The 21,238-nt window shown below is 59.4% G+C and carries 20 protein-coding genes and 1 tRNA gene; 12 read left to right on the forward strand and 9 right to left on the reverse strand.

From position 1 onward, the window contains the following. Positions 1-42: 42 nt before the first annotated feature. The gene (locus tag GA0061101_RS27230; RefSeq protein ID WP_092575851.1) at positions 43-1,503 is read left to right on the forward strand and encodes an MFS transporter; all 1,461 of its coding nucleotides are present in this window, start codon (positions 43-45) and stop codon (positions 1,501-1,503) included. Positions 1,504-1,679: 176 nt separating this feature from the next. On the opposite strand, the gene araD is transcribed toward GA0061101_RS27230, so the two are convergent. From araD to chvE, 6 genes are all read right to left on the reverse strand, one after another. After that, complete coding sequence (gene araD, locus GA0061101_RS27235) at positions 1,680-3,425, reverse strand: L-arabinonate dehydratase (RefSeq protein ID WP_047562535.1); 1,746 nt, start codon at positions 3,423-3,425, stop codon at positions 1,680-1,682. A gap of 63 nt (positions 3,426-3,488) precedes the next feature. After that, positions 3,489-4,922 (reverse strand): aldehyde dehydrogenase family protein, encoded by a 1,434-nt coding sequence (locus GA0061101_RS27240; RefSeq protein ID WP_092575853.1) that lies wholly within the window; start codon positions 4,920-4,922, stop codon positions 3,489-3,491. 66 nt (positions 4,923-4,988) lie between these two features. Then, entirely contained in the window at positions 4,989-5,987 is a 999-nt protein-coding gene (gene araD1 / locus GA0061101_RS27245; protein WP_037195415.1) for an AraD1 family protein, read from the reverse strand. 117 nt (positions 5,988-6,104) lie between these two features. Then, positions 6,105-7,313, reverse strand: coding sequence for a multiple monosaccharide ABC transporter permease (gene mmsB, locus GA0061101_RS27250; RefSeq protein ID WP_092575856.1), 1,209 nt, complete (start codon positions 7,311-7,313; stop codon positions 6,105-6,107). Then, positions 7,310-8,848, reverse strand: a complete 1,539-nt coding sequence (mmsA, locus tag GA0061101_RS27255; protein WP_047638707.1) for a multiple monosaccharide ABC transporter ATP-binding protein — start codon at positions 8,846-8,848, stop codon at positions 7,310-7,312. The genes mmsB and mmsA overlap by 4 nt, the downstream gene beginning before the upstream one ends. Before the next feature lie 105 nt (positions 8,849-8,953). Then, on the reverse strand, positions 8,954-10,018 hold the full coding sequence (gene chvE / locus GA0061101_RS27260) for a multiple monosaccharide ABC transporter substrate-binding protein (protein WP_047562528.1): 1,065 nt from the start codon (positions 10,016-10,018) through the stop codon (positions 8,954-8,956). Between the two features lie 274 nt (positions 10,019-10,292). Here chvE and GA0061101_RS27265 point away from each other — a divergent pair, with 274 nt between their 5' ends. After that, the gene (locus GA0061101_RS27265; RefSeq protein ID WP_037194984.1) at positions 10,293-11,300 is read left to right on the forward strand and encodes a LysR family transcriptional regulator; all 1,008 of its coding nucleotides are present in this window, start codon (positions 10,293-10,295) and stop codon (positions 11,298-11,300) included. Positions 11,301-11,379: 79 nt separating this feature from the next. Next, the gene (locus GA0061101_RS27270) at positions 11,380-11,841 is read left to right on the forward strand and encodes a hypothetical protein (RefSeq protein ID WP_092575859.1); all 462 of its coding nucleotides are present in this window, start codon (positions 11,380-11,382) and stop codon (positions 11,839-11,841) included. On the opposite strand, the gene GA0061101_RS27275 is transcribed toward GA0061101_RS27270, so the two are convergent. Continuing rightward, a complete protein-coding gene (locus GA0061101_RS27275; protein WP_047562524.1) occupies positions 11,842-12,102 on the reverse strand; it encodes a hypothetical protein in 261 nt (86 codons plus the stop codon). Positions 12,103-12,333: 231 nt separating this feature from the next. On the opposite strand from GA0061101_RS27275, the gene iolG reads away from it, so the two are divergent. The 4 genes from iolG to GA0061101_RS27295 all read left to right on the forward strand — a co-directional run bounded on the left by iolG (position 12,334) and on the right by GA0061101_RS27295 (position 14,805). Next, the gene (iolG, locus tag GA0061101_RS27280) at positions 12,334-13,326 is read left to right on the forward strand and encodes an inositol 2-dehydrogenase (protein WP_092575862.1); all 993 of its coding nucleotides are present in this window, start codon (positions 12,334-12,336) and stop codon (positions 13,324-13,326) included. Between the two features lie 146 nt (positions 13,327-13,472). Further along, positions 13,473-13,787, forward strand: coding sequence for an ArsR/SmtB family transcription factor (locus GA0061101_RS27285; protein WP_092575865.1), 315 nt, complete (start codon positions 13,473-13,475; stop codon positions 13,785-13,787). Continuing rightward, on the forward strand, positions 13,784-14,134 hold the full coding sequence (locus GA0061101_RS27290; protein WP_037194998.1) for an SRPBCC family protein: 351 nt from the start codon (positions 13,784-13,786) through the stop codon (positions 14,132-14,134). The genes GA0061101_RS27285 and GA0061101_RS27290 overlap by 4 nt, the downstream gene beginning before the upstream one ends. A 47-nt stretch (positions 14,135-14,181) precedes the next feature. Beyond that, a complete protein-coding gene (locus GA0061101_RS27295; protein ID WP_092575867.1) occupies positions 14,182-14,805 on the forward strand; it encodes an ATP-dependent Clp protease proteolytic subunit in 624 nt (207 codons plus the stop codon). A 59-nt stretch (positions 14,806-14,864) separates the two neighbouring features. Here GA0061101_RS27295 and GA0061101_RS27300 read toward each other — a convergent pair whose 3' ends face one another. Then, on the reverse strand, positions 14,865-16,106 hold the full coding sequence (locus GA0061101_RS27300; RefSeq protein WP_092575870.1) for an ROK family transcriptional regulator: 1,242 nt from the start codon (positions 16,104-16,106) through the stop codon (positions 14,865-14,867). A 222-nt stretch (positions 16,107-16,328) separates the two neighbouring features. Here GA0061101_RS27300 and xylF point away from each other — a divergent pair, with 222 nt between their 5' ends. The 5 genes from xylF (at position 16,329) to GA0061101_RS27325 (ending at position 20,563) form a co-directional block, all read left to right on the forward strand. Then, the gene (gene xylF, locus GA0061101_RS27305; protein ID WP_037195004.1) at positions 16,329-17,369 is read left to right on the forward strand and encodes a D-xylose ABC transporter substrate-binding protein; all 1,041 of its coding nucleotides are present in this window, start codon (positions 16,329-16,331) and stop codon (positions 17,367-17,369) included. A gap of 288 nt (positions 17,370-17,657) precedes the next feature. Beyond that, entirely contained in the window at positions 17,658-18,986 is a 1,329-nt protein-coding gene (locus GA0061101_RS27310; RefSeq protein WP_037195006.1) for a sugar ABC transporter permease, read from the forward strand. A 15-nt stretch (positions 18,987-19,001) separates the two neighbouring features. Beyond that, positions 19,002-19,784, forward strand: coding sequence for an ATP-binding cassette domain-containing protein (locus GA0061101_RS27315; protein WP_034503944.1), 783 nt, complete (start codon positions 19,002-19,004; stop codon positions 19,782-19,784). 163 nt (positions 19,785-19,947) lie between these two features. Next, positions 19,948-20,024 (forward strand) — tRNA-Arg (locus tag GA0061101_RS27320). Positions 20,025-20,308: 284 nt separating this feature from the next. Further along, entirely contained in the window at positions 20,309-20,563 is a 255-nt protein-coding gene (locus GA0061101_RS27325) for a hypothetical protein (protein WP_092575872.1), read from the forward strand. A gap of 191 nt (positions 20,564-20,754) precedes the next feature. Here the strand turns inward: GA0061101_RS27325 and GA0061101_RS27330 are convergent, their stop codons facing one another. Continuing rightward, positions 20,755-21,213: a hypothetical protein gene (locus GA0061101_RS27330; protein WP_092575874.1), complete on the reverse strand. Its 459-nt coding sequence runs from the start codon at positions 21,211-21,213 to the stop codon at positions 20,755-20,757. Between the last annotated feature and the right edge of the window lie 25 nt (positions 21,214-21,238).

Here is a 21,238-nt window from a genome sequence, read left to right on the forward strand (position 1 = left end):
ATACTCGATTCCTGCCGCAAGCTCGATCACGCGGGAACACAGATGACCCCAGTATCGGTTGAAACGGAGAAAGCGGGAGCCTGGTCTTCACTGGCCGTTCTTCTGACCGGGAACTTCCTCACCATCCTCGACCTGTTTATCGTTAATATTGCGTTACCCGACATCCAACGCCGGCTTCATGCATCCAATGCGGAATTGCAACTCATCATGGTGGCTTATAGCCTGACGTATGGTGCTTTGCTGCTTAACGGAGCCCGTCTGGGCGATCTCTACGGGCGGCGGAAGCTGTTTCTCGTCGGCATGGCGATCTTTGCGCTTGGGTCGCTATTGTGCGCTCTCGCGTTTTCGCCTTGGAGCCTTATCAGCGCACGCGCGGTCCAGGGTATTGGTGCGGCGCTCCTGATGCCGCAGGTCTATGCTTCGCTACGGGTACTCTTTGAGGGCGAAGGTCGCCGAAAGGCGTTCTCGGTGATGGGTGCGGTCCAAGGTATTGCCGGTGCGGCGTCTCAGGTGGTCGGAGGATATTTGCTTGTGCTCAATATCGGGGATATTGGCTGGCGCCTTGTCTTTCTCGTCAACCTTCCAGTCGCGTGCTATGCGTTGATCGCTGGAAAATGGATGATCGTGGAGACCAGGGCAGTCGCATCAACGACCCTCGATTTATGGGGAGCCGTTTTGGGAACTTCCGCGCTGACCTTGATCCTGTTGCCGGTGATGGTCGGGCAGGACTATCATTGGCCCTGGTGGGCAATTATCGCCCCCCTGCTATCGCTTCCCGTATTCATGTGCTTCGTCTCCTACGAAGCCCGGCTGGCGCGGCGCGGCGGCATACCCATCATCGATATCTCTCTCTTCAAAAAGAAAAGCTTCGTCCTTGGAGTCTTCGCAGCATTCCTGTTTTTCTCGGCGATCGGCTCGTTCTCCTTGTCTTTGACAATCCTATTGCAGGTCGGCCTCGAGCAGACCGCGCTGGAAGCCGGAACTTTTTTTGTTCCATCGACGGTCGCGTTTTTCATTGGCTCGCTTCTCTCGGGGCTGCTCGCAAAGCAGGGGGAGTACTGGACTCTGTTCTTCGGCATGTTCGTCTTTGCAGCGGGATTGCTAACCGCCGTTCTGTCGGAACTTGCCGGTGGCCATTATATCTTGGCACTGAGCGCTTCGGTTGTTCTTCAGGGATTGGGCCAGGGCATTGTCGTTCCCCTTCTCCTCAACATGATCCTGAGCACCGTCTCCAGTAAGGAGGCTGGGATGGCGTCCGGTGCGTTCAGCACCATGCAGATCGCCGGCTCCGCCTTTGGCGTGACGATCGTTGGAACCATTCTGTTCAATGTGCTGGAGCACGTTGGCGGGACAACCGTCTCGACCCATCTTGCAGAAAATGCCTACGGAGAGGCCTTTTCGATTGCAAGTATCTACAATCTGGTCGCGGTCATCCTTGGCCTTGCAATATTCATCCGGCTCCAAATGTCGCGGCAACAACATCCATACGACAGCCCACAGTAAAGTGCGTTGTGGCGAGTGTCCCAATCTTCGCGACAAAATTACCGGCGATGGAAAGTCCGAAATTTCCTGCCGCAAAAGTCGAAGCTTTGCGACCAGCTTTTGCGAAGGCAAGCACTCCACATATCAAAAAGGGGCGGAACTTGCGTGCCGCCCCTCCCAAATTCCAAACAGCAATCTCAGTGACTGTCGCGATTGTTCGGGATTTCCGAACCGCGTGCGCCAACCAGGAAGTCCAGGTCAGCGCCGGTATCGGCCTGCATGACGGTCTTCACATAGAGGCCGCCGTAGCCGCCGGTGAGCGGCTTGACCGGGGAGACCCAGGCAGCGCGGCGCTTGGCCAGTTCCTCGTCGGAAACCTCGAGCTGGATCGTGCGGGCCGGCACGTCGACCGAGATCAAGTCGCCGTTCTGAACCAACGCCAGAGGTCCGCCATCGGCGGCTTCCGGAGCTGTGTGCAGGATGACGGTGCCGTAGGCGGTGCCGGACATGCGCGCATCGGAAATGCGGATCATGTCGGTGATCCCCTTTTTCAGCACCTTCGGCGGCAGGCCCATGTTGCCGACTTCGGCCATCCCCGGGTAACCCTTCGGGCCGCAGTATTTCAGCACCATGATGCAATTCTCGTCGATGTCGAGATCGTCGCGGTTGATGCGGGCGTGGTAGTCCTCGATGCTTTCGAAGACCACGGCGCGGCCCTTGTGCTGCATCAGATGCGGCGAAGCAGCGGATGGCTTCAGCACCGCACCCTTCGGCGCGAGATTGCCGCGCAGAACTGCGATACCGCCCGATTGCGTCAGCGCCTTTTCTCTGGGAACGATGACATCGTCATTGTAGTTGACGACATCCTTGACGCCGGCCCAGATCGTATCGCCGGTGACGGTGATGGCGTCCTTATGCAGCAGGCCCATGTCGCCAACCGCCTTGATGACGACGGGCAGGCCGCCGGCATAGTAGAACTCTTCCATCAGATGCTTGCCCGAGGGCTGCAGGTTGACGATGGTCGGCACTTCGCGGCCCAGACGATCCCAGTCGTCGAGCGACAGGTCGACGCCGATGCGGCCAGCGAGCGCCAGAAGGTGCAGCACCGCATTGGTCGAACCGCCGACGGCACCGTTGACGCGGATGGCGTTCTCGAAAGCTTCCTTGGTCAGGATGTCGGAAGGCTTCAGATCCTCCTTGACCATGTCGACGATGCGACGGCCCGAAAGCTGCGAGATGACGCGACGGCGGGCATCGACCGCCGGGATGGCGGCATTGCCAGGCAGCGTCATGCCGAGCGCTTCGGCCATCGACGCCATGGTCGAGGCCGTGCCCATCGTCATACAGCTGCCGGCCGAGCGGGCCATGCCCTGCTCCGCGTCCATGAATTCCTCCAGCGACATCTCGCCGGATTTGACCATTTCCGAGAACTGCCAGACCGCCGTGCCGGAGCCGACATCCTTGCCGCGCCATTTGCCGTTCAGCATCGGCCCGCCGGAAACGAGGATGACCGGGATATCGACGGAAGCAGCACCCATCAAGAGGCTCGGCGTGGTCTTGTCGCAGCCGCCGAGCAGCACGACGCCATCGACCGGATTGCCGCGGATCGCCTCTTCGACGTCCATGGCAGCGAGGTTGCGGAACATCATCGCCGTCGGCCTCAGCGTGCTTTCGCCGACGGAGAAAACCGGAAATTCGACCGGGAAGCCACCGGCTTCATAGACGCCGCGCTTCACGCGCTCGGCAAGATCGCGTAAGTGCGCGTTGCAGGGCGTCAGCTCCGACCAGGTATTACAGATGCCGATGATCGGACGGCCGTCGAAGGTGTCGGCCGGCAGGCCCTGGTTCTTCATCCACGAGCGATGCATGATCGCGTTCTTGCCGGTGCCGCCGAACCAGTCATAGGAGCGCAGTCGGCGCGGCCATTCAGCTTTTTTCTTCATAGTCTTGGTACCTTTTGCGTCGCCTGGGCCACCTCGTTCGCGCCCGGGCTTTGAAGTCGGCGGTCAAGCCAGCGTGTAGGCGGTCTTGACCGTGGTGAAGAACTCGGCGGCATATTTACCCTGTTCGCGCGGACCGAAGGACGAACCCTTGCGGCCGCCGAACGGCACATGGAAATCGACGCCCGCCGTCGGCAGGTTGACCATCACCATGCCGGCTTCGGCATTGCGCTTGAAATGCGTTGCGTATTTCAGGCTTGTCGTTGCGATGCCGGAAGACAGGCCGAATGGCGTGTCGTTGGCAACGGCAAGCGCTTCCTCGTAATCCTTCACCCGGATAACCGAGGCGACCGGCCCGAAGATCTCTTCGCGGCTGATGCGCATCTGGTTCGTCGCTTCCGTAAACAGCGTTGGCTGCAAGTAGAAGCCGGGCGTGTCGCGGCTGATAAGCTCGCCGCCGAAGGCGAGCTTGGCGCCTTCTTGGCGGCCGATCTCGATATAGTCGGTGTCGGTCTTCAGCTGCTTGGCATCGACGACCGGGCCGATATGCGTGCCGGCCTTGGTGGCGTTGTCGACATTCAGCGTCTTCAGCTTCTCCGTCAGCGCCGCCACGAACTTGTCGTGAATGCCCTCGGTGACGATCAGGCGCGACGAGGCCGTGCAGCGCTGGCCGGTCGAGAAGAAGGCGGAGTTGGCGGCCGCCTCGACGGCAACCGTGAGGTCCGCATCGTCAAGCACGACCATCGGGTTCTTGCCGCCCATTTCGAGCTGGTACTTGCGGCCGTGCTCGACGGAGGCGAGTGCCACGCGCTTGCCCGTGCCGACCGAACCGGTGAAGGTGATGCCGGAGAGAACCGGGCTATCCAGCATCGCCTGGCCGACGACCGAGCCCTTGCCCATGACGAGGTTCAAGACCCCCTTCGGCAAGCCGGCGCGATGAAGGATATCGACGATAGCCCAGGAGCAGCCGGGGACGAGATCGGCCGGCTTGAAGACGATGGTGTTGCCGTAGCAGAGCGCCGGCGCGATCTTCCATGCCGGAATGGCGATCGGGAAATTCCAGGGCGTGATGATGCCGATGACGCCGAGCGGCTCGCGGGTGATCTCGACGCCGATATTCGGGCGAACGGAGGGAAGCACCTCGCCCGCAAGACGCAGCGCCTCGCCGGCAAAGAAATCGAAGATCTGCGCGGCGCGAATCGTCTCGCCGATCGCCTCGGGCAAGGTCTTGCCTTCCTCTCGGGCAAGCAGCGCGCCGAGTTCGTCCTTGCGCGCAAGGATCTCGTCGCTGGTTTTTCTCAGGATGGAGTGGCGCTCGAGAATGCCGGAGCGCGACCAAGCCGGAAACGCTGCCTTCGCGGCGGCGATGGCATCGGCGACATCGTGAACGCTGGCGCTTGCATAGAGGCCGACGACCTCGTTGGTGTCTGACGGATTGATGTTTTCGGCGCCGGTCGTGCCGGTCCACTCGCCGGCGATCAGATTCTGATGAATGGTCATGGCTTCATGCCTTCCTGGATCGTGTTAGAGATGCCCGGCCGATCCTTTGCGGCCAGGCTCGACGACTTACAGCTGGCGAACAGCCACATTCTCTTCGGCGGCAACCGCGAGCGGATTGCGCAGCGGCAGGCCAAATTCGGCGACTTCGATTTCGAACACATCGCCCGCCTCCGGCTTGATGCCCTCGGCAAAGGAGAGTGTCGCAGTGCCGAACATGTGCACATGCACATCGCCGGGGGTGCGGAACAGGCCGTACTTGAAGTGATGATATTCGAGATTTGCGAACGTGTGCGACATGTTCGCCTCCCCCGAAAGGAAGGGCTTTTCGAAGATCACCTTGTCGCCGCGCTTGATGCGCGACGTGCCGCGGATATCCTCCGGCGCTGCACCGATGCGGATTTCCGGCCCGAAGCTCGCCGGGCGCAGCTTGGAATGGGCAAGATAGAGATAATTGATCCGCTCGGTAACGTGATCGGAAAATTCGTTCGAGAGCGCAAAGCCGATGCGGAACGGCGTGCCGTCCTTGGCGATGATGTAGATGCCAGCCATTTCAGGCTCTTCGCCGCCGTCAAGCGCGAAGGACGGAGATACGAGTGCAGCGCCCGGCGCAGCGGCACCATAGCCATTGCCCTTGTAGAACCATTCCGGCTGCACGCCCTTCTCGCCGGCTTTCGGCTTGCCGCCCTCGATGCCCATTTTGAACATCTTCATGGAGTCGGTCAGCGTCTCCTCAGCGGCTTCGGTCGTCTTCTTGTGCATGGAGTCGCGGGTGGCGGCCGAGCCGAGATGCGTCAGGCCGGTGCCCGTCAGATGCAGGTGGGCAGCGTCGGGATGGGTGATCGGCGCCAGGAAGCGACCTTCGGCATAGGCTTTTTCCAGATCGATCGTCTCGCCGAAGCCATGTGCTTCAATGACGGAGACAAGCGACTTGCCGCTATCGGCAGCTTCCATTGCCAGTGCGTAGACGCTGCCGGCATTGGCGACAGCCTTGGCAGCATCGCCCGGCCCGTTGCGGACCGCAACGACGATCTCGCCGTTCGAACCCTTGATCTGCGAGATGAGCATATCTTTCATCCTTTCCTATCAGACAGAGAACGGATGCAATTTACCGTTCCGGCTCTCAGCGAGAGCCGGACTCTGTCATGGATTTGGTTTTAAAGTTTCGGCCGGTCGCTTAAGCGATCAGCCCTTGTTCTTGTTGTAGACGTCAATGAACACGGCAGCGAGCAGGACGGCGCCCTTGATCATCTTCTGCGAGTCCGTCTGGTAGCCAAGGATCGACATGCCCTGGTTCAAGACACCCATGATCAATGCACCGATGACGGCACCCGTTACCTTGCCGACGCCGCCGGAAGCCGAGGCACCGCCGATGAAGCAGGCCGCGATCACGTCGAGCTCGAGACCGTCACCGCCCTTGGCCGTTGCCGAGTTCAGGCGCGTGGCGATGATAATACCGGCGATGCTGGCAAGAATGCCCATGTTGATGAAGGTGTAGAACGTCAGGCGGCGGGTATCGATACCCGAAAGCTTCGTCGCCTTCTCATTGCCGCCCATGGCATAGATGCGACGGCCGATCGTGGTGCGCTGTGTGGCGAAGGCGTAGAGCGCGATCAGCAGCAGCATGAGGATCAGAACATTCGGCAATCCTCTGTAAGAGGAAATCTGGTAGCCGATGAAGATGGCCGCAGCTGCAACCACCAGATTCTGGCCGACAAAGAAGCTGAATGGCTCGACATCGATACCGTGCTGCTCATTCACGCTGCGGCGACGCCACGACAGGAAGAACATGACAATCGGGATGGCGACAGTCAGCAAAATCGACGTGGAGTGGATGCCGCCCATATCGGCGAAGTCGGGAATAAAGCCGGTTGCGACGATCTGGAATGCCGGCGGAAACGGACCGATGCTGCTGCCGTTGCCGGTCGTGTTGATGATCGTGTAGGTCAAGCCACGGAAAACCAGCATGCCCGAAAGCGTCACGATGAATGACGGAATACGGTGATAGGCGATGAAATATCCATGCCAGGCACCGACCGCGGCCCCCATCAAAAGACAAATGACCGTCGCAAGTGCAAGATTCATATGCATCTGCACGACAAGCACACCGGCCACGGCGCCGACGAAACCGACCACGGAGCCGACGGACAAGTCGATGTGACCCGCCACGATGACCAGCAGCATGCCGAGCGCCATGATGACGATGAACGAATTTTGCAGCACGATGTTGGTCAGGTTTTGCGGCCTGAACAGAACGCCATTCGTGAGATATTGGAACAGCAGCATGATGACGACGAGCGCGATCAGCATGCCGTATTCGCGAATATTGTTGCGGATATGGTCGCCGATGGAAACGACGTGGCTGCTTTCCGTGGCTGGGTTGGCCGAACTCATTGATGCTTCTCCCCTGAGCGCATGATAGCGCGCATGATACTCTCCTGGCTCGCCTCTGCCTTTGGCAGTTCGGCGACGATGCGACCCTCGTTCATGACGTAGATGCGATCGCAAGTACCGAGAAGCTCGGGCATTTCCGATGAGATCATCAGAACGCCCTTTCCGTCGGCGGCAAGCTGGTTGATGATGGAATAGATTTCGTATTTTGCGCCGACGTCGATGCCGCGCGTAGGCTCATCGAGTATCAGGACGTCCGGATCGGAGAACAGCCACTTCGACAGCACCACCTTCTGCTGGTTGCCACCGGAAAGGTTGCCCGCCTCCTGGAACACGCCGGCCGAGCGAATGCGCAGCTTGGAGCGATAGTTCGTCGCCACCTGCAGCTCCCGCACATCGTCGATGACGGTCGCCTTGGACACGCCAAGCAGATTGGCAAGCGTCGTATTGTGGAGAATGCTGTTCGACAGAACCAGACCAAGTTGCTTGCGGTCCTCGGTCACATAGGCAAGACCGGCATCAATCGCCTTCCGCACCGTGCTGGTATCAACCAGCTTGCCTTCGAGGAAGACTTCGCCGCTGACCTTGTGGCCATAGGATCTGCCGAAGACGCTCATGGCGAATTCGGTGCGTCCCGCACCCATCAGGCCAGCGATGCCGACCACTTCGCCCTTGCGCACATGGACATTGATGTCGTGCAGGATCTGGCGGTCGCGATGCTGTTGATGGAAGGCATTCCAGTTCTTCACTTCGAAGATGGTCTCACCAATCGGAACCGAGCGAGGCGGATAGCGGTCGGCCAGCTCGCGTCCGACCATGTTGCGGATGATGATATCTTCGCTGATCTCTTCTTCGTGACAGTTCAGCGTCTTTACCGTCATGCCGTCGCGCAGCACCGTGATCTCGTCGGCCACCTTGCGCACTTCATTGAGCTTGTGCGTGATGATGATCGAGGTGATGCCCTGATTGCGGAACTCGATCAGGAGATTAAGGAGCGCATCGGAATCGCTTTCGTTTAGCGATGCCGTTGGCTCATCGAGAATGAGCAGCTTGACGCTCTTCGAGAGGGCTTTGGCGATCTCGACGAGCTGCTGCTTGCCGACGCCGATGTCGGTCACGAGCGTGTTCGGAGATTCCTTGAGACCTACCTTGGCAAGGAGCTTTTTGGTGCGGGTGAAGGTTTCCTGCCAATTGATCATGCCATTGGCGACGACTTCATTGCCCAGGAAAATGTTTTCGGCAATCGACAGCAACGGCACGAGCGCCAGCTCTTGATGGATGATGATGATGCCGATCTCTTCGGAGTCCTTGATGGTCTTGAACTGCCGAACCGCGCCGTCATAGTAGATGTCGCCGTCATAGGTCCCGGCCGGGTAGACGCCCGAAAGCACCTTCATCAGGGTGGACTTGCCTGCCCCATTTTCACCGACAAGGGCATGAATTTCGCCCTGGCGGACCTTCAGATTGACATTTTCCAAGGCGTTCACACCGGGGAACGACTTGGTGATTGTCCGCATTTCGAGGATGGTATTGTCCATTGTCTATATCCAACGCCGCGATCCAACATAGCAGACCGGGCGACCGTCTTAAATATCAGAGTCAGGGCTCGCGTTTCCGCAAGCCCTGACCGGTATATCGGAAAATTACTTCAGCTGATCAGCCTTGTAGTAACCGCCCTCGACGAGAACCTTTTCATAGTTGGTCTTGTCGACTGCAACCGGAGTCAGCAGGTAGGACGGAACAACCTTGACACCGTTGTCGTAGGTCTTGGTGTCGTTGACTTCAGGCGTCTTGCCTTCCATCAGAGCGTTGACCATGCCGACGGTGACCTTTGCGAGGTCACGGGTGTCCTTGAAGATCGTGGAGTGTTGCTCGCCAGCGATGATGGACTTGACCGAAGGAATTTCGGAGTCCTGGCCGGTAACGATAGGCAGTTTCACGCCACCAGTGCCGTAGCCAACGCCCTTGAGCGAAGACAGGATGCCGATGGAGAGACCGTCATAAGGCGACAGAACGGCGTCTACATGCGAATCGGTGTAGTAAGCCGACAGCAGGTTATCCATACGAGCCTGGGCCGTTGCCGGATCCCAACGCAGCGTGCCGACCTTGTCCATCCCCATCTGACCGGACTTCACGACGAGCTTGCCACTGTCGATGTAAGGCTTCAGAACCGACATCGCGCCGTCATAGAAGAAGAAGGCGTTGTTGTCGTCCGGCGAACCGCCGAAGAGCTCGATGTTGAACGGGCCCTTGCCGTCCTTGAGGCCGAGGGCGTCGACGATCGAGCCAGCCTGAAGAACGCCGACCTTGAAGTTGTCGAACGTAGCATAGTAGTCGACATTGCCGCTGTTGCGGATCAGGCGGTCATAGGCGATGACCTTGATGCCGGCATCATGAGCCTTCTGCAGAACGTCAGACAGCGTGGTGCCGTCGATCGAAGCAATGACGAGGACCTTGTCGCCCTTCGTAACCATGTTTTCGATCTGCGAGAGCTGGTTCGGAATGTCGTCGTCGCCATACTGCAGGTCGGTGCCGTAGCCGGCAGCCTGGAGCTGCTTGACGATGTTGTTGCCGTCATCGATCCAGCGAGCCGAAGCTTTGGTCGGCATCGCGATGCCGACAGTGCCCTTGTCTGCCGCGAAGGCAGGCGTGACCAGCGTAGCGACGCCGAGCGCAACGCCGGTCATCAATGAGATAATGGATTTCATTACTCTCTCCCTTGTTAATAGTGTGGCGGACGAAAAAACGCCCGCCCGAAACTGCGGCAGGTTCCGTAGAAGGAATGGTTTACTTCTAATTGTGAGAAACGAAGTAGGTCTCCTCCACGCTCTCACGTGTTATGAGCTGCAACCAGCGCACGATCGGCAAACTCGTACGATTTCGTATAACTGTCAAATAGAATAACTGGCAAAACACATATCAAGTTTGGTATAATGTTAAAAAATAGTACTTTTTTGCCGACGAATGGGAAATTTGGCCGCCATGGAGAAAATATATAACGACTATTTGAGCGATGGCATTGAGATTCATTCCGACAATTTTCGCGACGACACGCTGCTGAAAGCCGGTCTGAAGCTCAATCACCTGCGCATGATCGTCACGATCGAGGACCACGGGCAGATTTCCGCCGCCGCTGAGTCTATGAACATGTCACAACCTGCGGCTTCGCGCATGCTGTCCGAAATGGAGTCGATTGTCAAAAGTCCTCTCTATGAGCGCGTCGCCCGCGGCGTCGTGTTGACGCCCTTCGGCCTTGCATTGGCAAAGCGGGCACGCAAGATCCTGCTCGAACTGCGTGAGGCGGGCCGGGAGATCGGCGCATTGCGCACCGGCAAGGGCGGCTCCGTTTTCCTCGGCGCCGTCACGGCCCCGGCGATCAGCCTTGTTGTGCCGGCAATCCAGCGCGTCACGCGCACCTATCCCGGTATCGAGATCAATATCGAGGTGGAAAACAGCAACGTGCTCGCTCGCGAGCTGCTGGCCGCCCGTCACGATTTCATCATCAGCCGCATTCCTGACGATCTCAATCCGCGCCTGTTCACGGCGCATGAGATCGGCATCGAAAAGGCCTGCCTCGTGGTCCGCAACGGGCATCCGTTGCTTGCAAAGGGCGTCGCCAGCCTGGAGGACCTTGCGGCTTATGATTGGGTCTTCCAGCCGCCGGGCACATTGCTCCGCCGCAAGGTGGAGGACATCTTCCTTGCCGCCGGCGTGCCCCTGCCAGAAAACATCATCAACACATCTTCGCTGCTGCTGACCCTTGCCGTGGTCTGCAAGACGGAGGCCATCACCCCCATAGCGCTCGATATGGCGCAATTCATCTGCGGACAATCATCGCAGGCCGGCGAATCCTGCATCCTGCCGATCGATTTCGATATCGATGTGAAGCCTTACAGCCTCATCACCGCCCGCGAGCGCGCCATGCCGCCGAGCGCCAGGCTGCTGCACGATATGATCCTGGAAGAGAGCCGGAACCTCGCGCTGATATAAGGCGCACCTGGAATGCGACCGCTACTTCATAAGCTCCACGCCAACTTCCAGCGTTATGGACGTTGGCGTGGAGGCCCGCATGCTGTTCAAGCAATCATTGTTTCAATCCGTTCTCGATCGCCTCGATTCAGAAGAGGACCTTTCCGAGAATGAAGAGGCCGGGCATCGCATCCGCGGCCTCAATGTGAGCTTTGCCGCAACCGTTCCCGGCGGCGAAACGCCTGAGGCATCCCATCTCGACGAAGCCTATCGCGACAATCTTGGCGAGCCGGTCATCCCGCCGGAGCCGGCACCCACACCGAAAGAGCCGGAGCCGCCTGTCATGCCGAAGCATCTGGCGCGAACCTCGCGGGAAGAAGTGGCGGCGGAACTGGCAATCACTTCCGACAGCACCCTCCAGTCCCTGCATGAAAAACGCCGCAGCTTCGCCAAGGCCAACCACCCCGACAGTGTGGCCGCCCTCTTCCGGGAGCAGGCAACGGCCCGCATGACGCTCGCCAATCAGCTGATCGATGAAGCCATACGCCGCCTCACGCGATGATCACTTCTTGTCGTGCGCCGACGTGTCGTCTTCGCCCGTATCGTCCTGCAGCGGTGCTTCGACATTCGCAGCGGGTGGCTGCGGCTTGAAATTCAAGAGCAGCATCCAGGCCGCATAGGCACCAAGCGCGCCGGAAAGAAGGGCCCAGAAAGGCTGCGAACCAAGGGTCTCGACGATTGCCCAGCCAAAACAGACAGCAACGATCAAGATCCGCACCCAAAGCGGCTTGTAGATGGGGTGGCTGGGGTCGATCAGTTGCATGAGTCTCGTTCACCTATTCAAGGAGACCTGTCTTTAGCGCATCATCGGGAAAACTGTGAAGCGGTTTGAATAAAATAAGCTGGTCTCGGCAAATTCCGGACAAGCCGATATGGCATGATGATTTTCGGAATTGTGAAGGACAGGCGGCTTGACGTCGCCTTCGGAAAATGGAATGAAAATTCCATATAGATCATTGTTCGGTTCATTTGTTCCGAATCCAGGGAGGTAAAAATGACTGTCAGATTTGGCCTGCTCGGCGCAGGACGCATTGGTAAAGTACATGCGAAAGCCGTGAGCGCCGACGCCAATGCCAAGCTCGTGGCTGTCGCGGATGCGTTTCCGGCGGCCGCGGAAGCGATCTCCGCGGCCTATGGCTGCGAAGTGCGCACCATCGAGGCGATCGAAGCCGCTAAGGACATCGACGCTGTCGTGATCTGCACGCCGACCGATACCCACGCCGATCTCATCGAACGCTTTTCCCGTGCAGGCAAGGCGGTCTTCTGCGAAAAGCCGATCGATCTCGACGTTGCCCGGGTCAAGGCCTGCATCAAGGTTGTCGATGAGGTCAAGGGTAAGCTGATGGTCGGCTTCAACCGCCGCTTCGATCCGCATTTCATGGCGGTCAAAAAGGCGATCGACGACGGCCGCATCGGCATTGTGGAGATGGTGACGATCACCTCGCGCGACCCGGGCGCCCCGCCCGTCGACTACATCAAGCGCTCCGGCGGCATTTTCCGCGACATGACCATCCACGATTTCGACATGGCCCGCTTCCTGCTCGGCGAAGAGCCGGTGGCCGTTACCGCAACCGCCGCCGTGCTGGTCGACAAGGCAATCGGCGAAGCCGGCGACTACGACAGCGTTTCCGTCATCCTGCAGACTGCATCGGGCAAGCAGGCCGTCATCTCCAACTCCCGACGCGCCACCTATGGCTACGATCAGCGCATCGAGATCCACGGCTCGAAGGGAATGGTCGCCGCCGAAAACCAGCGTCCCTTCTCTATTGAAGTCGCCAACGGTGACGGCTACACCCGCCCGCCGCTGCATGATTTCTTCATGACCCGCTATACCGAAGCCTATGCCAACGAAATCGCCAGCTTCATCGCCGCCGTCGAAAAGGGCGGCGCCATCACACCCTCGGGCGCCGACGGCCTCGCGGCCCTGACGCTCGCCGACGCCGCGCTGCAATCCGTTAAAGAAGGCCGGCTGGTGAAGATCGGCTGAGCGACGGCTCGGCCTCGATCAAAATATGAATACATTGCAAAAGCCCGTCGCAAATCGTTTGCGGCGGGCTTTTGCAATGAGCCCGCCTGCAGGAGCCCGAGCGAATAGTTCTTGCGAATCAGATAAGTGTATGCTTATCTGTCTGCATGATCGAAAATGAGATATTCCGAGCCTTGGCCGACCCGACCCGCCGCGCGATCTTCGAGAAGCTGGCGGCAGGCGGCATGAACGCCAGCGCCTTGCGCGAGGGTATGGAGATCAGCCAGCCGGCGATGTCTCAGCACCTCTCTGTTCTTCGCAGCGCCGGGCTTGTCAGAGAAGAACGACAGGGGCGCTTCGTGAATTATGAGGTCGATCCTGAAGGGCTGGCGCTCATCGCGCAATGGCTGGCGAAGTACCGCGCCTATTGGCCCGCTCGCATCGAAGCTCTCAAGGTCTTGCTGAAGGATATGGATCAATGAACGACGTGAAGACCGAAAAGCACGACATTGAGCTCGAATACGACTTCGACGAACCGCCGCAAAAGGTCTGGCGCGCCATCAGCATCCCGGAGTTTCGGGAAAGCTGGCTTCCGAGCGACGCATTGGCCGATCCCGAGGCGACGTCGGTCACACCCGGTCAGGAAGTTCGCTACAGGATGAGGGACAATGCCCCGCCATTCCTTGAAAGCACCGTGACGTTCACGGTCACCCCGAACGCATCAGGCGGAACCAGCTTGCGGATCATCCACAAGCTTACCGACGCAAGGTTCGACCGGATGACGGATACAGCCGCAAACAATAACGGCCCGCTTATGCTCGCCGCCTGACGCGGCGAAGCCCCCACACCATAAGTCAACAAGATTGGAGTTCGCCGATGCGCGAAGCGATGCAACTCGTCCCTATGGTCGTTGAGCAGTCAAACAGTGGGGAGCGCTCTTTCGACATCTATTCCCGGCTGCTGCGCGAAAGAATCATCTTTCTCAACGGCGAGGTCAACGATACCGTCTCGGCCCTCGTCTGCGCGCAATTGCTGTTTCTCGAAGCGGAAAGCCCGAAGAAGCCGATCAGTCTCTACATCAATTCGCCGGGCGGTGTCGTGACAAGCGGCCTCGCAATGTATGACACCATGCGCTATATCCGCGCGCCGGTGCATACGCTCTGCATGGGGACTGCCCGCTCGATGGGTTCATTCCTGCTGATGGCTGGCGAGCCTGGCCAGAGGGCCGCCTTACGCAATGCCAGCATCCACATCCATCAGCCGTTAGGCGGCTTCCAGGGGCAGGCTTCGGACATGTTGATCCATGCCGAGGAAATCAGGCGCACCAAGCATCGCATGACCCGGCTCTATGCCGAGCATTGCGGACGCTCTTACGAAGAATTCGAGCGCGCCATGGACCGCGATAACTTCATGACCACGGAGCAAGCACTCGAATGGGGATTGATAGATCGAATTCTGGATATTCGCGAGGAAGATCGAGACCTTGGCACACCGGGTTGATCTGAAGGCCTTGGCCCGACAGGATGCCCATTCCGTTTCTGGGCTGCTTTATTCCCTGCTCAACCAGCCTGGCCGCGCAGCTCCACGACGGAAGCTCCCCTCCTCACCACATCGTTGTCGATGATCGAAAGGGCGCGGTTCAAATGCCCTTCGAAGACCAGCGTTTGCTCGTCGGCAATGACGCGCAGCTCCGGCATGCCCTCCATGCGCACGACATGCGACTCCGCCAACCCCTCCTCTATACCTTCGATCAGCAGGTCGTGGTACCGCACCCCCGGGCCGGTGATGACGATCGGCATGTGCTCATGCAGGCTCAGCACCCGCGAAAGGCCGTTGCCGAGTGCCAGCCCTGCCTGGCGAAAGGCCAGTTGGTTGCGGCGCCCGCCGTGTCGTGCGCTGGCCGCGATCTTGTCCAGCTCCGCGATGGGAACGAACTTTGCCGGGATGGTATCGAGCGGCACGTCGAAGGCCGTGCGCAGCATGGCATAAAAACCCGCATAGGCCTCGATGCAGCCGCGCGCGCCACAGCGACAGAGGCCGCCGCCAGGCACATGCATCATATGCCCGAAATTCGGCGCCGATATATGATGACCGCCTTCCTCATCGCGGCGCACGATGCCGAGACCGATGCTGTGGCCCAGCGACAATGCCGCCAATGCCCGGAAATCGGAACCCTTCCGGTTTTCCTCCTGCCGTCCGAGCGCCGAGGCGACGAGCAGGGTCTCGTTGCCGAGGATGATCTTCGCCGGCCATTCATCGCGAAGCATGGCTGCAAAATCGATCTCGTCACGCCCGAAGATCGGCGACCAGCGCAGCACTGGCTCGGAGGCATCGACAAGCCCCTTGCTGCTGATCGAAATCATCAGGACCTTGTCGCGAGACAGCTGTGAACGCGCAACGATTCGGCTCAATGCGTCGCGCAGGCCGGCCACGAACGAACCGACGCCGGAACCCTCCTGCGGCCGGTCCTCGGTGAAACGGTCGATCAGCCGTCCGCTATAGTCGACGAGCGAATATTGCACGGCATCCGAGGAGATGACGACGACGATGAGATAGCCGCAATCGCGCCGTTGCGAGAACAGCACGCGCGGCCGTCCACGACCGCTGGCCGCCTGCTGCTCGGCCTTCGCGATGATCTGGGCCCGCTCCAGATCCGCTGTTATGACCGATACGGTCGCAGACGAAAGCTTCGTGAAATCAGAAAGTTCGGTATGGGCGAGCGGGCCGTGCCGGCGCAGCGCCGACAGCACCAAGGCGCTGTTCCTTTGACGGACCAATTCGGTGCTCGATTTGGCCAACATCGTCAAGCCTCCCGCTCATTCCACCCTCCCCTCCGCATCTCCCGATGGCTCTTCCGGATGGCCGATGAAACCTGGCAGTGCGGGTGTTGACAGTTGAAAAAATCTCTGACACTAAATTTCTCGACTGTCGAGAAAAAAATCAAAGCCTTTTCTCGTCAGCGATATCGCGGCGGCCAACGGGAGTTCAGGACACGTGCGGCCGCATTCACTCGGGAGGATAATATGAAAGCTTTTATCAAGCTGGCTGCGGGCGCGGCCATCGTTTTGACCATGCAGACGGCTGCCTTCGCCAAGGATCTCGTCGTTGGCGTTTCCTGGTCCAACTTCCAGGAAGAGCGTTGGAAGACCGACGAAGCCGCCATCAAGAAGGCGCTTGCAGCAGCGGGCGCGAAGTATATCTCCGCTGACGCCCAGTCTTCCGCTTCCAAGCAGCTGACCGACGTTGAATCCCTGATTTCCCAGGGCGCCAACGCTCTCATCATTCTCGCTCAGGACTCCGACGCCATCGGCCCGGCCGTTGAAAAGGCCGCCGACGAAGGCATTCCGGTCGTCGGTTACGACCGCCTGATCGAAAATCCCGCAGCGTTCTACATCACCTTCGACAACAAGGAAGTGGGCCGCATGCAGGCTCGCGAAGTCCTGAAAGCCAAGCCGGAAGGCAACTACGTGTTCATCAAGGGCTCGTCGTCCGACCCGAATGCCGACTTCCTCTTCTCCGGTCAGATCGAAGTGCTGAAGCCAGCCATCGACGCCGGCAAGATCAAGAACGTCGGCGAAGCCTATACGGACGGCTGGCTGCCGCAGAACGCGCAGCGCAACATGGAACAGTTCCTGACCGCCAACAACAACAAGGTTGACGCGGTCGTCGCCTCCAACGACGGCACCGCCGGCGGCGCTGTCGCCGCTCTCGACGCCCAGGGCCTCGCCGGCTCCGTACCGGTTTCCGGCCAGGACGCCGACAAGGCAGCCCTGAACCGCATCGCGCTCGGCACGCAGACGGTTTCCATCTGGAAGGACTCGCGTGAACTCGGCAAGCGCGCTGCTGAAATCGCCCTGTCTCTTGCCGGTGGCAAGACCCAGGACCAGATCGACGGCGTCCAGACCTTCAACGGCGGCCCCAAGCATGTCGCCATGAAGTCCGTCTTCCTGACCCCGGTCGCCATCACCAAGGACAATCTGAACGTCGTCATCGACGCCGGCTGGATCTCCAAGGCTGAAGCTTGCCAGGGCGTCAAGGCCGGCGCCGTCGCGGCCTGCAAGTAAGCCGTCCTTGAACGACTGACCCATCGACATACCGACGCCGCAGCGGCATCCCGTTGCGGCGTCGAATGCGGATTGGAAGCCGACAACTCCCCCTTGCAGTTGGAGACGGAGCTTCCCGCAGCGTGCTGCGCCATCGCACACCTCTTGGCCTGCCGGATGGCGGTCATCGGGTCCGGACGAAGTCCGGCTGGACAGGCGATGATGCATTTTTTTGAGATTGGCGCGGTTGCCAGCGATAGCCCAGCATGCATCGCAGGCCGCGCCCGATAGAGGGAGAACGGCAAAGCGATGGCCGACATGACACAGTCCACCACATCGAGCGGCCCCCGGAGCGCAGATGCCGGCCCAATCACCCGCTTCCTGCGGGCCACGGAAATCGATACCCGCCTGCTCGGTATGATCGGAGCGCTGCTGATCATCTGGATCGGCTTCGATCTTTACCTGCGGATATTCGACGGCCGCGAATTCCTGACCGCCAGAAACCTTTGGAACCTCTCGGTGCAGACCTGCGAAATCGCGGTTCTCGCCACCGGCATGGTACTGGTCATCGTTACACGCAACATCGACCTGTCAGTTGGCTCGGTGCTTGGCTTCGTCGCCATGATCATGGGCGTCATGCAGGCCAAATGGCTGCCGCAATATCTCGGCTTCGACAGTTCATGGACCTGGATCATCACGCTCATCTGTGGCCTGGTGATCGGTACGGCGATCGGCGCCTTCCAGGGCGGGATCATCGCCTTCATGAATGTCCCCTCTTTCATCGTCACGCTCGGCGGCCTTCTCGTCTGGCGCGGCCTTGCCTGGTACGTCACCAGCGGCCAGACCGTTGCGCCGATGGACTCCACCTTCGTCATCATGGGCGGCAGCGGTGCCACCGGCTCGATCGGCGCCACCTGGAGCTGGGTCGTCGGTGTGCTTGCCTGCGTGATGATCGTCGCCAGCATCGTCGGCTCGCGCCGCCAGAGGAAGCGCTTCGGCTTTCCGCGCCGCCCGCTCTGGGCGGAATATTTCCTGGGCTGCCTCGGTTCGGTCTTGGTGCTCGGCACCATCTATCTCTTCAACAGCTATAACTGGCCCGTTGGCATCGCCAAGCGCTACGCCACGGAACACAATATTACCTGGCCGGAAGCGGGCCTCGACATTCCCTACGGCATCGCCGTTCCGGTTCTCATCGCCGTGCTCATCGGCATCGTCATGACCTTCATCGCCACGCGCCTGCGCTTCGGCCGCTATGTCTTCGCGATCGGCGGCAATCCGGAAGCCGCCGAGCTTGCCGGCATCAAGACCCGCTGGGTCATCGTCAAGATCTTCGCGCTGATGGGCTTCCTCGCCGCCGTCGCCGCCGCGATCTCGACAGCCCGCCTGAATTCGGCTGTCAACTCGCAGGGCACCACCTACGAACTCTTCACCATCGCCGCCGCCGTCATCGGCGGCACGTCGCTTGCCGGCGGTAGCGGCACGGTCGCCGGCGCCATGCTCGGCGCGCTGGTCATGCAATCGCTGCAATCGGGCATGGGCCTCGCCAATGTCGATACGCCAATTCAGAACGTCGTCGTCGGCATCGTCCTGGTGGTCGCCGTCTGGCTCGATATCGTCTACCGCTCGCGCGCCAAGTAAAAGGAATTCTGAACCATGACGGATCAAACCACTCCGCTTGTGGAAATGAAGAACATTTCCATCTCCTTCGGCGGCATTCACGCGGTCGACAATGCCTCGGTGGACCTCTACCCCGGCGAAGTCGTGGCGCTCCTCGGCCATAACGGCGCCGGCAAGTCGACGCTGATCAAGATTCTCTCCGGCGCCTACAAGCGCGACAGCGGCGATATCCTGATCAACGGCGAACCCGTCGATATCCGCACCCCGCGCGACGCCAAGAAATACGGCATCGAGACGATCTACCAGACGCTGGCTGTCGCCGACAATGTCGACGCCGCCGCCAACCTCTATCTCGGCCGCGAGCTGCAGACCCGCTGGGGCACGCTCGACGACGTCGCCATGGAAGCCAAGGCCCGCGAAGTGATGGGGCGCCTCAACCCCAATTTCAAGCGCTTCAAGGAGCCGGTGAAGGCGCTCTCCGGCGGCCAGCGCCAGTCGGTGGCGATCGCCCGCGCCATCCTCTTCGACGCCCGCATCCTGATCATGGACGAGCCGACGGCGGCACTCGGCCCCCAGGAGACGGCGCAGGTCGGCGAGCTGATCAAGCAACTGAAGAAGGAAGGCATCGGCATCTTCCTCATCAGCCACGACATCCACGACGTGTTCGACCTCGCCGACCGCGTCTCGGTCATGAAGAACGGCCAGGTCGTCGGCCACGCCCGCACCGAAGACGTCACCAAGGACGAAGTGCTCGGCATGATCATCCTCGGCAAGGTCCCGCCCAAGGCCATCCCCGGCCCCGGCGCGATGCGCGAATAGGCCGAAACCGCCACCCACAACACAAGGCCGCGCGCCAAAAGCCCGCGGCCTTTCTCATTCAAAACCGCCGATATGCGCTTTCCTGAATTTTCCGCATTGAAGCCAAACGCTTCCTAGGCTAAGAACCAGCCATCGGACAGGCGATTCAACCCGCCTCAGGCATGCACCCGTAGCTCAGCTGGATAGAGTGTTGGATTCCGATTCCAAAGGTCACAGGTTCGAATCCTGTCGGGTGCGCCAATAATTTCAGCTAGTTACGCGATTTCTTCAACCGGGCCATTCTGCTGCAGGAAGCATATAGGAAGCAAAGAGTGACGCACTAGCGCGGCTTAGGGTTTCCCGCGAGGAGTCGCTGCGCGGCTTCCAGCACAAGTGTCTTTGAATTTCTTCGCGGCAAAACTAGATCGCTGGCGCGGTCCTTCAGCTATTTGAATGGAGATCGCGTGGATGCTGATCGTGCTGACTAATGCGCCGGGAGCCCTATCGCTGTTTGGCCGCCTGCAACAAGAGCGCGAGGACGTTTAATGAAGATTGAGCGAAATGATGGAATAGCGTACCCACCACGAGGACTTAACCGCGAAGCTTCCGCCAGATATATTGGCGTTAGCATCACCAAATTTGACCAGCTCGTCGCAGACAGGCGCATGCCCAAAGCAAAGAAAATAGACGGCCGGCTTATCTGGGATCGTATCGCATTAGATGCCGCGTTCACCGAATTACCGGAGGACGGCGGCAACATGATTGACGAGATATTGTCAGGCAAACACCGCCAAAAGTAGGGCCTTCTTGCATCAGCATTCGACAAGCTGCGCGACACTACCTGCCGGCGATTTCGCCATTTTTTCGATTTTATCGCTCCCGGAGGGCCTAAGCAAAATGAACAAATACAGCAACATAGGTTGTCGGTTAGTCCATTAAAGTTTTGCATGCGTTCTCGTCAGTGGGCTAACACTGAAAACGCCAATTTCAATCAGCAGAACCATTCGACGCTTACGTTTCCAAGCCGAAGCTCTGGCCCGGCCGGAAAATCAACAAATACACCGAATCGATAATGAAGCTGTTCGCGAAAGGCTATTAGTTTGACCCGGTCACATTCACGGGGCTGCTTGTTGCTTTGCATTTTCATCTCGACAACCAACAGATTGTTATCGTTATTGCCTCGCCTATGTACGACGATGTCAGGGATAACCCTGCGACGGGGGCCGCGACATTCATCGGTCAAATTTAAACGTTTCGGATCGCCATCAAAACCTACGCGATTGTACTCGGCGTCGACCTTATGGTCGGGGAAAACGTCTCTCAAATACAGATGTGCGAAGACAGCACCCACCGCACGCTCGTTGACATCGAACTTGAGCAATTCAATTTGGCCTACCATGAAGCTGTGAAGCGCACTCTCGAATCGGCTGCGTACCTCAGCTTCGTCCATAGGAGCCACCAACCTTTACACCCTC

Origin of the sequence: Martinezella lusitana, assembly GCF_900094565.1 — a bacterium.
Classification (GTDB): Bacteria; Pseudomonadota; Alphaproteobacteria; order Rhizobiales; family Rhizobiaceae; genus Rhizobium; species Rhizobium lusitanum.